Raw genomic sequence first — 14,347 nt, forward strand, 5'->3', positions numbered from 1 at the left:
AATAGATTTTAGCTGCGCGATCGCTACTATACCGATTTTTGTTTTAGTACCACTAAAGTGATATCATCGTAAACCTTTTGTTCCCCTATATGTCGTTTCACATCATCAACAACAGCCACCCTAATTTCATTAGCAGAGCGTGAATAATTTAGCCGGATTATTTCCATCAGCCGCTCTAAACCATACTGCACGTTATTAACATCGATAGCTTCCGTAATCCCGTCAGTATATAGTACCGCCACATCACCAGGATTTAACTGCACTTCAGTGGAACTAACAAAATCCGCAATGTCTTCTACTAAAGCTATGGGAAACCCTAATTCCTCGGTGTCAATTAGCTCTACCTCCCCGCCCGATCGCACCACAATTACTTCTTCGTGTTGGCCGCTTAATCTGAACCCGCCGTTAGAGTAGTCAAGAATTGCTAGCGTCATATTTTTATCGCAATTCATGCGCTGGGCGTTATTATAAATTGTCCGGTTGATAATATCCAAAAATTGCTTTGGCTCTGTAAAATTGCCTTCTAGTAATGTTCTCACGGCTGTTTGTGCCATAATCATCAAAACCCCACTTTCTAACCCATGCCCAGTCACATCACCAATACCAATTTTGACGCGATCGCCACTTTTTAGCACGTCGTAATAGTCGCCTCCCACTTCGTCGGCAGGTTCCATAAATCCCGCAATATCTAACCCGTCTATCGCTTGTAGCTCTTCATTTTTAGGCAGCAACATTTGCTGCAAGCGTCGCGTCACGTCTAGCTCGGCTGTCATACGTATGTTATCAGCTTTCAGACGGTTATTGAGAGCTGTAATTTCCTGATTTGCCTGAGCTAATTGAGCCGTGCGATTCTCTACTTTTTGTTCGAGAGTTCGATATAAAATAGCATTTTCAATAGAAATTGCTGCCTGAGAAGAAAGGATTCTTAAAACTTCCAACCGATCGGGTGTAAATGCGCCTGTGGTTAGATTGTTTTCTAGGTAGAATATGCCTGCAAGTTTGCCTTGATTGACAATCGGCGCACACAAGACCGACTTGGGATGATTCAAGCTAATATAAGCATCTGTGGTAAATATTCCCTCAATGACAGCATCGCTTAAAACGACATCCGACTGCGATCGGGCGACATAATTTATCATCGAAACGGGTAGGTTTTGATAAGTTTCGAGAGGAATTGATTGCAAGACCTCTACATCGCGATCGCCAACTTTTGCAGCTTCAATCCGCCATACCGGAATCCCCGGCTGTTCGCTATTTGGCAGCAGGAGAAAGCCTTTTTGCGCTCCAGCATTTTCTATGGCTATTTTCATCAATTTAGCCAATAAATTCTCTAGAACAATTTCTCCCGCGATCGCTTGCGATGCTTTCACCACAGAAGCCAAATCCAAATTTGAATCTGAACCACTACTTGTCCTTGAAGCAGTAATTTTTGTTGTTGTAATTCCCGATTTGATGGGAGCCGCAAGCAACTGGGGATAGGTTTCATCTAAATGCTTGACTTTACGGTTTGCACCCCATCTCAGGTAGCAATAGCGGGCATCTAGCATATAGGATTGAGCAATTTTAATTTTGCCTTTTACTAAGTAAAATTTAGCCGCTAGTTCCTGCGCGATCGCCTCTTCATTAATGTATCCATTTTCTTTAGCTAAATCAATAGCGCGATCGTACAAATCCATTGCTTTAGCATCTTTGCCAAGAATGCGCTGCAATTCTGCCTCTACTAGATAAAACTTATGCAAATAGTTCATAGGAGCTTTGTCTGCCCATTTCTTCATCTTTTTCTGGTTAGCTCTAATTCTGCTAACTATCTGCTTTCTTACCTCGGAATTCTGAGCGCCATCATCCACCGCAATTCTTGCTAAAGAATCATACAAATAAAATACAGGAACAATCGCCGACCCAGCTATTCCTCCCATGATTTTTTCCACATTTTCTGCGTTTTGAATAGCGCGATCGTACTCCCCAAATAGATAGCATAAGTTAAGCTTGAAAAAATGCAAGCAGCCAATTGTAGTAATATCATTAGCGGAAGAGTGCAACGGCAGCATAACTTCTTCATTATAGGCAACACCGATGAGTTGACACGGATTTTTAACTTCTCCAATCAAGTTCAAAACTGCCTGCCGGAAAAGTTCTGAAATATTGGCAAATCTTTCTTGCCTGATTTGAGTCAAGACACCGCTGTACGCAGCCATTTCTGTCTCTAGCTCTGCTAGTTCTTTACCTGCCAGAAAACCATAACAGCCATAATCTCCTGCCGCAGCTCCAGTATATTCTAAATCTCCCATTTCCAACCCAGTAGAATAAGCTTCCACGAAAGGTTTTAAAGTTTCTTTGAGATGCTGTTTCCAATGCTTGACGGCAAAATTAACCACTACTAATGTCTTAGCTTTAAATTCTTTAGCATTGAAGTGCGACAATAAACTTAATGCTAATTGACCAAATTGATAGCCAAGTTCCGCATCTGCCGATATCCCGCTCAAAACCATCCCATAAACAGCATAAGCAAAGCATGAACTAGAAGTGTTACCATATTCTACCGATAAATAGACTTGTTTAGATACTATTAAAGGCACCATTGCCGGAGCAGCGTTATAGGCAGGAGTAAATAATCTCGACAGGATACGTATTGCTGTCAAATTGATTTGATCTGTCATTTGTGGCAGATCGATTAAGTCTTCAATTCGCTTAGAACCTATCGCTAACTTTGCTTCTGCCAATCCTCGCCGAATATGAGATTGATTCGGATTTTGTGGAAACGTTATCCCCAAAAGCTTCAGCACTTCCAGCCCGATATCGATTGCTTCTTGCGGCTTGCCTTCTGCTTTGCAAGCTTCGATTTTTACTTCATAAACTTGCACTTTATCTAACAGCGTTCTACTTTGTTGCAGCACCACTTGCGCTAAATTTTCCATTTCTTCAAAGTGGGTGCTGAGATAAGCTGTTTCTGATGCTTCTATATGTAGCTCTAACGCTAAATCATACTCTGTCTGCCAGCTATCAAAATTCAACAATTCTATACCAGTTTGGAGGTAATTAAACGCAGGCTGATATGCTGCGGACGCTTTAGCTTTTTTACCAGCCGTGAGGTTTAATTGAGCTAGTTCGTATTTCTGTTGCTGGCTGTTAATTAGTTCTCGCCCTAAATTCAGTTGGTTAACGATATCAAAGATTTTTTGCTGCTGTTCCGAGGGGGGTACATTTCTCAGTAACAGTTGCCCTATTTGCCAGTGTACGGCTCCCTTTTTTTCTGCGGGAATTAGGGAGTAGGCTGCTTGTTGAATGCGATCGTGTGCAAATTTGTACTCGACTTTGACTTCATCCCCTAACTGCGCGTCTAGCTCTATTATTTTATAGGTATCATCGAGAGGAAAAACTAGATTTTCTGCTACTGCTTCGCGCAATTTTAGTGCTGTTTCTCGCTCTTGTTTTTCGCTAATAGTAGTCAGAGCTTTTAGTTCAAAACGATTGCCTATACAGGCTGCTAATTGCAAAATTTGTTGCGTATCTGCTGGCAAGTTTTGGATTTTGCTTGCCATTAACTCTACGACATTATCAGTAAAATCGCGTCTTTTAATTTGTTCTAAATTCCACTGCCATCCCTCTTTTTCTTCCCCTTTTACCAGGGATGTGTAGTTAAAAGTTAAAAACTTTTCGGCATAAAGTGACTTTAGAAATTCGTTTATAAAAAATGGATTGCCACCAGTTTTTGCTAGCACTAATTCTGCTAGGGAGATTACCTTCTCCGAATTGCAGTTAAGAGCATCTGCAATTAACTGGGTAGCAGCAGATAATTCTAAAGGGGAAAGCGAGATAGTATTAACGATCGCGCCTGCTTTTTGGCTCTCATTCAGCATTAGCATTAACGGATGCGCCGCGCTGACTTCGTTATCTCGGTACGCACCAATTAAAAATAGGTATTTACTATCAGGTGCAGTTACTAGCAGTTGTATCAATTGCAGAGAAGGGGCATCTGCCCATTGCAAATCATCTAGGAAAATTGCTAGGGGATGTTCTGATTTAGCAAATACACCGATGAATTTCTGAAATGCTAAATTAAAGCGATTGTAAGCTTCTGTTGGCTCTAATTCTGATAGTTTTGGCTGCGAACCAATAATTAATTCTACTTCAGGAATTACATCAATAATTACTTGACCTATAGGCGCGATCGCAGCTAATATGTTGTTTCGCCACTGCTCGATCTGAGCCTCAGTTTCGGTTAACAGTTGCCGGATTAATTCTTGAAAAGCTTTAATGGCAGCAGCGTAGGGAATATTGCGCTGAAACTGGTCAAATTTGCCCGAAATGAAATAACCTTTTTGCCGGGTAATTGGTTTATAAATTTCCTGCACGAGAGCTGATTTGCCGATGCCGGAATAACCCGTTACTAGCATCAACTCGCTATTACCTCTACTGACTCGCTCAAATGCTGTTAGTAAAGACTCAACTTCCGCGCTTCTGCCATAGAGTTTTTGCGGAATCTGAAACTTATCGCAAATATCTTGCCTGCCGAGGGAAAATACTGCTATAACTTGTTGCGATCGCAATTGTTGCCAACATTCTTCTAAATCGGCTTTAATTCCCCAAGCACTTTGATATCTATCTTCCGCATTTTTCGCTAACAATTTCATCACTATCTCTGAAACTACTTGCGGAATTTCGGGATTGATTTTGCACAGAGGTACGGGCAATTGCGCGAGGTGGGAGTGAACTAACTCTAGCGGATCTTCAGTATTAAAAGGCAGTTCGTGGGCGAGCAATTCATAAAAGGTTGCGCCGAGGGAATAAAAATCAGTTCGGTAGTCTAGGGAGCGGTTCATTCTGCCAGTTTGCTCTGGCGACATATAGGCAAGAGTACCTTCTATGATGTTAAGACTTTTGAGCGCGGGGTTTTCCCGCGATAAAACTGTGGAGATGCCAAAGTCGATGATTTTGAGCTGTCTAGTGACAGGGTTAAAAACAATATTGGCAGGGTTAATATCTTTATGAATGACATTTGCAGCGTGAATTTGACCTAAGCTTTCAGCTACTTGAATGGCGATTTCAAGAAATTCTGATAATGTAAATTTTTGCTCTGACACTAGCATTCTCAAGGATTTACCGCCAAAATCCTCTAAGACAATCGCGATAGTATTTTGATATGTTTCTAAACTATAAGCTTTGACAGTGCTATCTAAATTCAGGTTGCTGGTGATTTCATATTCCTGTTTATACCTGGTAAGTTCTTGCGGAGTAGGATAGTCTTGTTTCAGAATCTTGGCGATGATGGGTTGACTATCTTGTAAGCGGATGCCTCGATAGACGAGGGAGTTGGTACTTTCGTAGATTAGCGTGAGGATTTCGTAGCCGGGAAGGGCGATCATAAGTTAAGTTAAATTGGTGCGCTCGTTGAGCGAGATGTTCCCCGCTTTGTGCTATTGATACGCTAACAGCAGCGGAGCTAAAATTCAAGCTGTCGCTGTTCTTTCTTCGGTAAAAAGTCAAACAGATTCTTTTTAACTGATTTAAGCTATTGGACAGGGTTTAAACCGCTGCTGGGCGATCTGTTCATACTTTAAGTCAAAATCGCCGGCAACCCAACCTCCCTCGGTTTCACAAACTTACCATTAAAATTAACAGCCCGATCTTCTACAGTCCTCGCCGCCGCTACTGCCTGCCGCAATTCCGCTTTTTCCATATCATCCGTCACTCCTCCTAACAGATAAATAATCAATTTTGCCGCCAAATCTTTTCCCGAAACTAACACTCGTTTCTTATTGGGATCGTACAAAATTCCATACCACAGTGACTCTGGAAAATCCATGTGGCTAAACCCGCCATCAGTGTCATATCTCCGCAGTTTGTGGAAGATTTCTTTAAGAGACAATTTCTTTCTAAATACTAAATTTCCCAATGCCTGAGCTAGGGCAACTTGACCGACAGGACGGAATAAAATATTCCCATCTCCCCCCGGTTTTTCAAAGCTAAAACGCCGCATTTCTAACGTTCCTAACCCATTATCTAATTCACAATAACTTGGCAAACTCGCTAAGCCATCAAAAAATAGATTAAATTCCTTAATTCCTGCTTCTAACTCCTCATCATCTGGTCGCATAGCAATTAATCCTTTATCTGAGGGTTTCCAGTGAGGAAACTTATACCGCAGATAGCGTTCTGACATATCTTGTAATGCTTGTAATGTAGTTAAAACTGTTGATTTAGCAGCCACAGTTGCGCTATCCCAATTAACGCGAGGATTGCGACCTTCGACTTCTTTTAATAGCGGGTGGGTAACGGCAATTTTACGGGCAACAATAGAAAATCCATCATCTTCATTGAGGAGTGCGAGTTGTCCTTGGCTTAATTTTACTGCCATTAAATTGACGTGAACAAAGATAGACCGCACTCTCCATCTTGCCTCTTGGTGGGTTTCTCCTTTGACAACAGCAGGAATGAATTCAATGCCGATTTTTTCTTGGGCTAGACCTTGTAAATAGGTGAGATCGATTTGATATTCTTCGATTAAGTCATCAACAGTAATCGCTTGACCCACAGGTTTTTTATATTTGTTAAAAGGCTGAAGACGACCAGTTTTTATTAGACTCATTAAGCCTTGAATTCCCATTAATCGGTGTTGACCATCAAGGGCAAAAACTGAGACATCTTTGATGTTTAAAAATCCGACTGTTTCGTTTTTATCAATGGCTAAAAAGTCAGCGGAAGACTTACGGGCACGACCGTTTTCATCCCATTCTGGGGCTTTGGGATCGTCTACCCAAGGGAGACTTTGAACGACTAAAACGGCGGGGAATTTGTGCGTTTTGCGGGCCGCAAGGTATTGGGCTAAAGATCCTTGGCGCGACCAGTCGAGAGGCCTTTGTTGGATTTCATCGATTGTTTCTTCGTCGCGGATGACGTTGTTAGTTTGGGGGTCGAATTTTTGGCGAAATAGGGGGAGTTGCGCGGCGAAGCGAACTTTGCTGTCTAGCCATTCGAGGGTGACGGAACCGACGTAGGCTTCGGTGCTCCCCATTTGGGTTTTTTGGACGAGGAGGCGATCGTCGCGGCCGAGGTATTTGTCAAGCAGGAAGGCGATCGCGTCTCTTTCCCGTTTCTCCTGTTCGAGAATTTGGCTAGCAAGGTCAGCAGTCGAATCGGGGGCGCTGGTCATGGTTAAGGTTTTTGGGGATTTTATAAGATTTTAGAAAAATAACATATATATTTTTTTTTGTAAAGTATGGTTTTTAAAAAAAATTGTGCAATACTATATTTACGGGAATAATAGCGCTTTGCTTACCATATCTATGTAAGTATGTCAAGTCTTCAAGAGGTTGGCAAGGCAAATTGTTGTTTTGCTAACAATTTTGGGGAGGAATTAGCGCAAATGTTTCGTATTGATGATTTGAAACCGACAAGACCAATCATCTACAAACGGCAATAATTAAAGTTTGTAGTAACAACTTTAATCGTTTATATTTTTAACTAAGCCAGTAAAGTAGTTACTAGAAATTCGTTTTTAACCATTCGTTTTTATCTGTAATTTCCCATGATTTCTTCCTTTGAATACATCTTACCTGTTATCCGGGGAATTCAAGCGGGGCGAGAGTATTATGTCTCGATGTGTCCGGTAAGGTTACTGCCAAAATTATTCCCCATTCAAGGGGAAGAATTAGCGCCAGAAAAGCGGTCAAATCGCTGCTTAAACCGCAGTCGCATCCCAGAAATTGCTAAATATATTATCAACAATCCTGAAAATTATACTTTAGGTGCGATCGCGGCTTCGATTGATGCTAAGATTACTTTTGAGCCTCTAGGAAATGAGGCAGAAAGCCGCAAAATTGGAAGGTTGCGCGTGCCAATGGATGCTACTTTTACTATTAACGATGGGCAACATCGGCGGGTCGCTTATCAAATGGCATTGAAAGAAAATCCTGAGTTGGGTTATGAAACGATAGCTTTGATTTTATACTTGGATTTGGGATTAGAGCGATCGCAGCAAATGTTTGCTGATTTTAACCGCTTTCAAGTGCCGATAGATGCTTCTTTAGATATTCTTTACGAACATCGGGAGGTTAAGGCAAATTTGGTGAAGGCAGTTGTCCAGCGAGTTGAGGTTTTTCGGTGTTTAACTGAGATGGAAAAGGGGACGTTATCGACAAAATCTGATAAACTTTTTACACTTAGTAGCATTTCTCATGCTACTCTGAGTTTATTGGTTAATTATGCGGACTGGGGAATAGAAAAGCAGGTGGAATTGGCGGCGGATTTTTGGAATGTTATTTGTGGTTTGATGGCTGAGTGGGAGTTAGTTTTGCGGGGGCGATTGACAGCCGCGAAAGTACGGCAAGATTATGTGCATTGTCATGGGCTCGTGCTCTCAAGTTTGGCTAATATTGGGGCGGATTTATTGGATATCGATCCCGATCATTGGCGGGAATGTTTGGGCGGTTTACAAGAGGTTGATTGGTCGATTTCTAATCCTGATTGGCAAGGTCATATTCTTTGTAAGGGTGGGGTTTCTAAGTCTAAGGTTAGTTTGGGTTGGATGAGGGGTTATTTGCAGAGGAGGTTGGGTTTGGTAGTATGATTAATCTAAGATGTTAATTTGTGTTTGTTATTCAAAACAGATTACTCTCTCTGCTACCTTATCTAATGACTCTTTCTAATTCTTATAATTTATCAGAAAGGAAGTAAATGAGTACAGGGCAACAGCCAACAAACAAAAATTTAGCATACTATTCTGAGTGCTTTTCTCAAATCAAGGTATATAAAAATCAAAAGCAAGGAGGAGAAGCTTTAAACCAGCCAGTATTGCTTCTATCTGTTATTGATTTAATAGCACAAGGTTTAATCCAAGATAATTTGATCCCTATCTCAGATGAATTAATTAACACTTTCAAAAAATATTGGTATCTCCTGACCTCAGACCCGTTTGAAAGCAGTGATTTTGCTTTGCCATTTTTCCACTTAAAAAATAGGAAGCCTAAGTTTTGGTATCTCAAGTTTAGTGAACAATATGATGGTGGTCGCCCTCAAACAATCAACACTTTAAAACAAGCTGTTGATCGTGCAAAAATAGATGAGGAATTATTTTATTTTTTGAAAGATGCAGACGCAAGAAAAGAGTTGATTGACACCTTAATTACAGCTTGGTTTTCATCAAGCCAAAAACAGCTAGATGACATCTTAAATATTAATCAGTCTTTACAAAATTCTAGTTTAGACGAATTAGAAAATTTAGAATCACCTAATGCAACACAACAACCTAAGATTTATTTAAGAAAATCGTTTGTTAGAGAGGCTTTTTTTCGTAAAAGTATTGTGCATCTCTATGATTATAGATGTGCTTTCTGTCGATTGAAGGTTACTAGAACGCTTAAACAAAGTATTGTAGATGGGGCCCACATAAAACCATTCTCGGAATTTTATGATAGTCAAGTTAACAATGGGCTTTCACTATGTAAAAATCATCATTGGGCTTTTGATAAAGGCTGGTTTACTATTGACAATCAGTATAAAATCATTGTAGCTAGTGATTTAGAGGAGGAATCCCCCTACAATCGATCAATGAAAGAGTTTCAGGGAGAATTTATTTTATTGCCGACTACTGAACAATATTTCCCTAGAATTGAAGCGATACAATGGCATCGCAAAAATGTATTTAAAGCTTAATTAGTGCGAGGTTTTAATATGACTCAACAAGTAGAACAGCTATCAATTTTTCCCCAACGTACAGTCGAAGATTTGTTAGAAGATATTACAATTTTGACTAAAGAAATTCAAGATTTATATTGTCAAGATGAAATCCCATTTGTAATTGGCTGGTCTGGTGGCAAAGATAGTACAAGTGTGCTACAAATTGTGTGGTATGCGATTGCAGCTTTAGAACCAGAAAAACGAACGAAAACAATTCATGTAATTACTAACGATACGCTAGTCGAAAATCCTATAGTTTCTGCTTGGGTTCGTAAATCCCTAGAACACATGAAAAAAGCTGCTATAGAACAGCAGATGCCAATTAAAACTCATTTGACTCATCCAGCAGTTCAGGAGACTTTTTGGGTTTGTTTAATAGGTAAAGGCTATCCATCACCGAGGAACCGATTCAGATGGTGTACTGAACGCTTAAAAATTCAGCCAACAGGTTCTTTTATTCGTGAAATCATTAGAACAAGTGGCGAAGTAATTCTGGTTTTAGGAACTCGTAAAGCTGAAAGTGTTAAACGGGCTGCAAATATGGCTAGACATAGAGAGTGGCGAGTTAGCGATCGCTTGAATGCTAACCCTAGCCGCCCTAATTCTTACATTTACCTACCTATCGAAGATTGGCGAACTGATGAAGTTTGGCTATATCTAATGCAGTGGGAGAATCCTTGGGGTAATAATAACAAAGATTTACTTACAATGTATAGAGGTGCAACAGCAGATAATGAATGCCCTTTAGTTATTGATACTTCTACTCCTAGCTGTGGCGATTCTCGCTTTGGTTGCTGGGTTTGTACGATTGTTAGTCAAGATAAATCAATGGAGGCGATGATTCTAAATGATGAAGAAAAAGAATGGATGCAGCCTCTCCTTGATATACGTAATGAATTAGATATTGAGGATGACCGCGATAAGCGAGACTTTCGCCGAATTTATGGCAGAGTCGAACTATTTGAACGCAACATGGGTGAAGGAAAAACCTCAGTTCAAAATATCCCTGGCCCTTATACAAAATACTGGCGGGAACATTGGTTAAGACGAGTCTTAGAAGCACAAACCCTCACTCGTAAAACCGCCCCCCCAGAAATGGGAGAAATCACCCTCATTACCCCAGAAGAACTCAGCGAAATTCGCCGAATATGGCTAGAAGAAAAACACGAATTTGACGACAGCCTACCCAAAATTTACGAAGAAGTTACCGACGAACCCTTTGAAGATACTCGCCCCTTTGACGAAAGAAAACTACTAGGAAATGACGAATGGGACGTACTTCAAACTATCTGCGAAAACGACACAATGCACTTAGAATTAATGTCAAAACTCCTCAACACCGAACGCCAATACTACACCAAACCCCGCCGAACCGGTATCTTCATTGATATCGACAAATGCTTTGATACCAGTTCGCGAATCAAAGAAGAAGCCATCGATAATGCCCACTACCAACGTCAAGTAAAAACTGCCCTCGAAACAGTTAAAGACGATCCCCATGAAATCTATCAAATTCGAGAGGCCATAGCTACCATTGAAGACCCTGAAAAATTTCCAGATAGCAATCCCAAAAACATCAAAGAAATCAGTGAAAACAAAGGCGACAAAAACAAGCAATTATCATGGGGAGACATGAAATTTCCCCTCTTAAATCTCATCAACGAAAACCCCATTGAGGAATGAATTACCGCAAAAGTTTGCCAGGGAATTTATACCCGACTCAATAGCAGCCTGTCGGGGGTTAAAACCCCTGGCAAACCTGGCAAACTGGCAAATTAGCAACACAAATTAACCACATTTCCAAAATGATTTTCCTCGAACTCAGCCTAGAAAACTTCGGCCCCTACCAAGGCAAACAAGTCATCAATCTCCGCCCCCAAATAGACGAAGAAACCCGCCCCATTATCCTCTTCGGCGGCATGAATGGCGGCGGTAAAACTACCCTTATGGATGCCATTCGCCTCTGCCTTTATGGTAACAGAGCCCAATGTTCGACACGCGGCAATTTAAGTTACAATGACTTCCTCACTCAATGCGCTAACCGCCACACTCCCCCCACCGAAAAAACGCGCATTGAATTAGCCTTTGAGCACGTCTTAGATGACCGTTTAACTCAATACAAAATTGTCCGCTATTGGGAAAAACAAGACACCAAAGATACATTAGGTATTCTTGTTTATGACGGACACCATGAATGGTGGCCGGACAAAGCCATCGCCTCCACCTGGGACGAATACATTGAAACCCTACTTCCCTTGGGTATTTCTAACCTTTTCCTCTTCGACGGCGAACAAGTTAAAGAACTCGCAGAAATGGAAACACCGCCGGATTTTGTCGTCGGCGCAATTAAAAGTCTATTAGGTTTAGAACTCGCCGAACGCTTATCCGTTGACTTAGATATTTTTGCCGGCCGCAAACGCAAGGAAATAGCCGGCGCAAAAGACAAAGATACTCTCGATAAAATTGAAGCAACCTTTGAGAAACTACTCAAGGAAAAAGACAAGGCAAAAGACGAAATTACCAGCAGTCAAAACCAAGTAGAACAAGCTAAAAAAGAGTCAGACCAAGCCAGCAACCGCTTTATTTCAGAAGGTGGAAAAATAGCAGGCGAACGCAGCTACCTCGACCAACAATTAAACGATTGGAAAAAACAAGCAGAAACCCAGCGTCAAACAATGGTACAATTATCGGCTGGCTTCCTCCCGTTAGCCTTGATTTCTCCTCTCCTCGAACAAGCCAAAATTCAAGCTGAAATGGAGGCCAACCAATTTCAGGCAAAAATTGCTAAAACAGCCGTAGAACAGAGAAGCGAACGCCTCCTTAAATACCTCACACAACTATCTTTAAAACCCAAACAGTTGCAAGATATCCAAACCTTCATCGAACAAGAAGATGCCGACTTTACGCAATTAGCTGAAAGTGGCGAACCTTGGTTAGATGCTACAGTCGAAGCTATCGCCCAACTTGAAACTATCTTAGCCTATGAAATCAAAGCTAATCAAGCTATTGCCATCGAAAAAATTAAAGAACTAAAGTCCGCTGAAAGCGAGATAGATGTAGTCGAACGCCAACTCGATAAAGCCGCATCGCCGGAAGCCTACGAAAAGTTAGAAACCGCCGTCAGAGAGGCCCAAAAACAAGTTGCTAACGCCCAAGCAGCTTGGGAACTTGCTAACCGCAAAGTCTCTGAAATTGACAGAGAAATTGCCAAAACCCACAAGGAATTAGAAGAATATAGCCAAGACTACCTCAAACACAGAAATAACCAACATACTCTCGCTTCCATCGCTAAAGCACAACACACGCTTAAACTTTTTAAGGAGAAACTAACCCTCAAAAAACTCAATAAATTAGAAGTAGAAATTACTGAATGTTTCCGCTATCTTCTCCACAAATCCGACCTAGTACATCGAGTGGCTATTGATACCCAAACTTTTGCCTTATCTATTTACGACTCGCAAGGTACGCTGGTTCCGAAACATCGTCTTTCTGCGGGGGAAAAACAACTCTTAGCTATCGCCTTTTTATGGGGACTCGCGAGAGTATCCGGTCGCCATTTACCGATTGCCATTGATACGCCTCTCGGTCGTCTTGATTCTTCTCACCGTAACAATTTAATTGAGAAATATTTCCCCTCTGCTAGCCATCAAGTGATTCTTTTATCCACTGACACGGAAATTGCTAAAACTGAATATGAACAACTGAAGAAATTGGATGCGATCGCGCACACTTATCTGCTAAAATATGATTCTACCAAACAGCAAACAATTATTGAAGAAAATAGTTACTTTTGGTAAAATATATGGTACAAACCCTACAAGCACAAGCCGTCAATCTTCGCGACCTCATTGATAAGTTTGGCATTCAGTTAGTTCAAGATGAGGGATTTTTCCGCGAGTGGCAAGATGACCTTCCCGAAATCACTGATTTAGATCGGCAACTTCTTGATAAAGTAAAAGCAGGTTATATTAACTTGCTAAATTACCCACCTTTACTAGAAAATGTCATCCGCATGGCTGTACTTGACCCGATGCTTTTTATCGGTGATTTTTACCTAGCCCCGTTTTACGTTAAGGCGGAAAAATCTGTAGAAATTGTCAGCGAGGATAAGGGAACAATCATTCGGGGCAATATGGATACTTTGGTATTAAAAGACCAATTCTGGGTAATGGTGATTGAGTCCAAAAAAGACGAGTTTTCTATTGAGGCTGGTCTTGCACAAATCCTGGCTTATATGTTAGGTAATCCTCATCCAAATCAACCTAGCTATGGTTTGATTAATGCAGGTGGCACTTTTATTTTTGTTAAATTGGTGAAGGCAAAAGTCCCCCTATATGCTTTATCTAGGATGTTTGGAATCCGTAATCCTGGCAATGACTTGTACGCTGTTCTTAGAATTATGAAACGCCTAAGTCAATTAGTAATATCTTCAGCAGAATGTTAGGAAATTTTTAATTGCTGAAACCTTGATTTATAATAAGTCTGGGTTAGTTATTCTTTTTTGACGAACCGCAAAGGCGCAAAGGACGCAGAGGTAAGATGAGGAAAATAAAAGGTAATAAATCGGGTTTGGTATTATTTTTTCTTCCTTCCTCCTTCCTCCTTCTTCCTCCTTCTTCCTTCTTCCTCCTTCCTTCTTCCTCCTTCTTCCTTCTTCCTCCTTCCTTCTTCC

Annotated in this window: 9 protein-coding genes; 6 read left to right on the plus strand and 3 right to left on the minus strand. The window is 41.0% G+C overall.

Going from position 1 to position 14,347, the window contains the following annotated elements; genetic code table 11:
* Positions 1-26 precede the first annotated feature (26 nt).
* Positions 27-5,363: an AAA family ATPase gene (locus tag PN499_RS12340; protein ID WP_272032219.1), complete on the minus strand. Its 5,337-nt coding sequence runs from the start codon at positions 5,361-5,363 to the stop codon at positions 27-29.
* A gap of 191 nt (positions 5,364-5,554) precedes the next feature.
* Positions 5,555-7,150, minus strand: coding sequence for a DGQHR domain-containing protein (locus PN499_RS12345; protein WP_272032220.1), 1,596 nt, complete (start codon positions 7,148-7,150; stop codon positions 5,555-5,557).
* A 141-nt stretch (positions 7,151-7,291) separates the two neighbouring features.
* Between PN499_RS12345 and PN499_RS12350 the strand changes: the two genes are divergently transcribed.
* The 6 genes from PN499_RS12350 to PN499_RS12375 all read left to right on the plus strand — a co-directional run bounded on the left by PN499_RS12350 (position 7,292) and on the right by PN499_RS12375 (position 14,119).
* The gene (locus PN499_RS12350; RefSeq protein WP_272032221.1) at positions 7,292-7,420 is read left to right on the plus strand and encodes a hypothetical protein; all 129 of its coding nucleotides are present in this window, start codon (positions 7,292-7,294) and stop codon (positions 7,418-7,420) included.
* Positions 7,421-7,525: 105 nt separating this feature from the next.
* Positions 7,526-8,566 (plus strand): DNA sulfur modification protein DndB, encoded by a 1,041-nt coding sequence (gene dndB / locus PN499_RS12355; protein ID WP_272032222.1) that lies wholly within the window; start codon positions 7,526-7,528, stop codon positions 8,564-8,566.
* A 107-nt stretch (positions 8,567-8,673) separates the two neighbouring features.
* The gene (locus PN499_RS12360) at positions 8,674-9,651 is read left to right on the plus strand and encodes an HNH endonuclease (protein WP_272032223.1); all 978 of its coding nucleotides are present in this window, start codon (positions 8,674-8,676) and stop codon (positions 9,649-9,651) included.
* 18 nt (positions 9,652-9,669) lie between these two features.
* Positions 9,670-11,358: a DNA phosphorothioation system sulfurtransferase DndC gene (gene dndC, locus PN499_RS12365; RefSeq protein ID WP_272032224.1), complete on the plus strand. Its 1,689-nt coding sequence runs from the start codon at positions 9,670-9,672 to the stop codon at positions 11,356-11,358.
* Positions 11,359-11,480: 122 nt separating this feature from the next.
* Positions 11,481-13,472, plus strand: coding sequence for a DNA sulfur modification protein DndD (gene dndD / locus PN499_RS12370; protein ID WP_272032225.1), 1,992 nt, complete (start codon positions 11,481-11,483; stop codon positions 13,470-13,472).
* A gap of 5 nt (positions 13,473-13,477) precedes the next feature.
* Positions 13,478-14,119 (plus strand): restriction endonuclease subunit R, encoded by a 642-nt coding sequence (locus tag PN499_RS12375; protein WP_272032226.1) that lies wholly within the window; start codon positions 13,478-13,480, stop codon positions 14,117-14,119.
* A gap of 27 nt (positions 14,120-14,146) precedes the next feature.
* Here PN499_RS12375 and PN499_RS12380 read toward each other — a convergent pair.
* Positions 14,147-14,347 (minus strand): hypothetical protein (locus PN499_RS12380; protein WP_272032227.1); only part of this gene is annotated, 201 nt, incomplete at its 5' end.

The organism is Kamptonema animale CS-326 (assembly GCF_028330895.1).
Classification (GTDB): Bacteria; Cyanobacteriota; Cyanobacteriia; order Cyanobacteriales; family Microcoleaceae; genus Kamptonema; species Kamptonema formosum.

Coding starts and splice junctions, on each gene's coding strand:
- PN499_RS12350 (WP_272032221.1), top strand. CDS start 7,292: ATGTCAAGTCTTCAAGAGGTTGGCAAGGCAAATTGTTGTTTTGCTAAC.
- dndC (WP_272032224.1), top strand. CDS start 9,670: ATGACTCAACAAGTAGAACAGCTATCAATTTTTCCCCAACGTACAGTC.
- PN499_RS12360 (WP_272032223.1), top strand. CDS start 8,674: ATGAGTACAGGGCAACAGCCAACAAACAAAAATTTAGCATACTATTCT.
- PN499_RS12345 (WP_272032220.1), bottom strand. CDS start 7,150: ATGACCAGCGCCCCCGATTCGACTGCTGACCTTGCTAGCCAAATTCTC.
- dndB (WP_272032222.1), top strand. CDS start 7,526: ATGATTTCTTCCTTTGAATACATCTTACCTGTTATCCGGGGAATTCAA.
- PN499_RS12340 (WP_272032219.1), bottom strand. CDS start 5,363: ATGATCGCCCTTCCCGGCTACGAAATCCTCACGCTAATCTACGAAAGT.
- PN499_RS12375 (WP_272032226.1), top strand. CDS start 13,478: ATGGTACAAACCCTACAAGCACAAGCCGTCAATCTTCGCGACCTCATT.
- dndD (WP_272032225.1), top strand. CDS start 11,481: ATGATTTTCCTCGAACTCAGCCTAGAAAACTTCGGCCCCTACCAAGGC.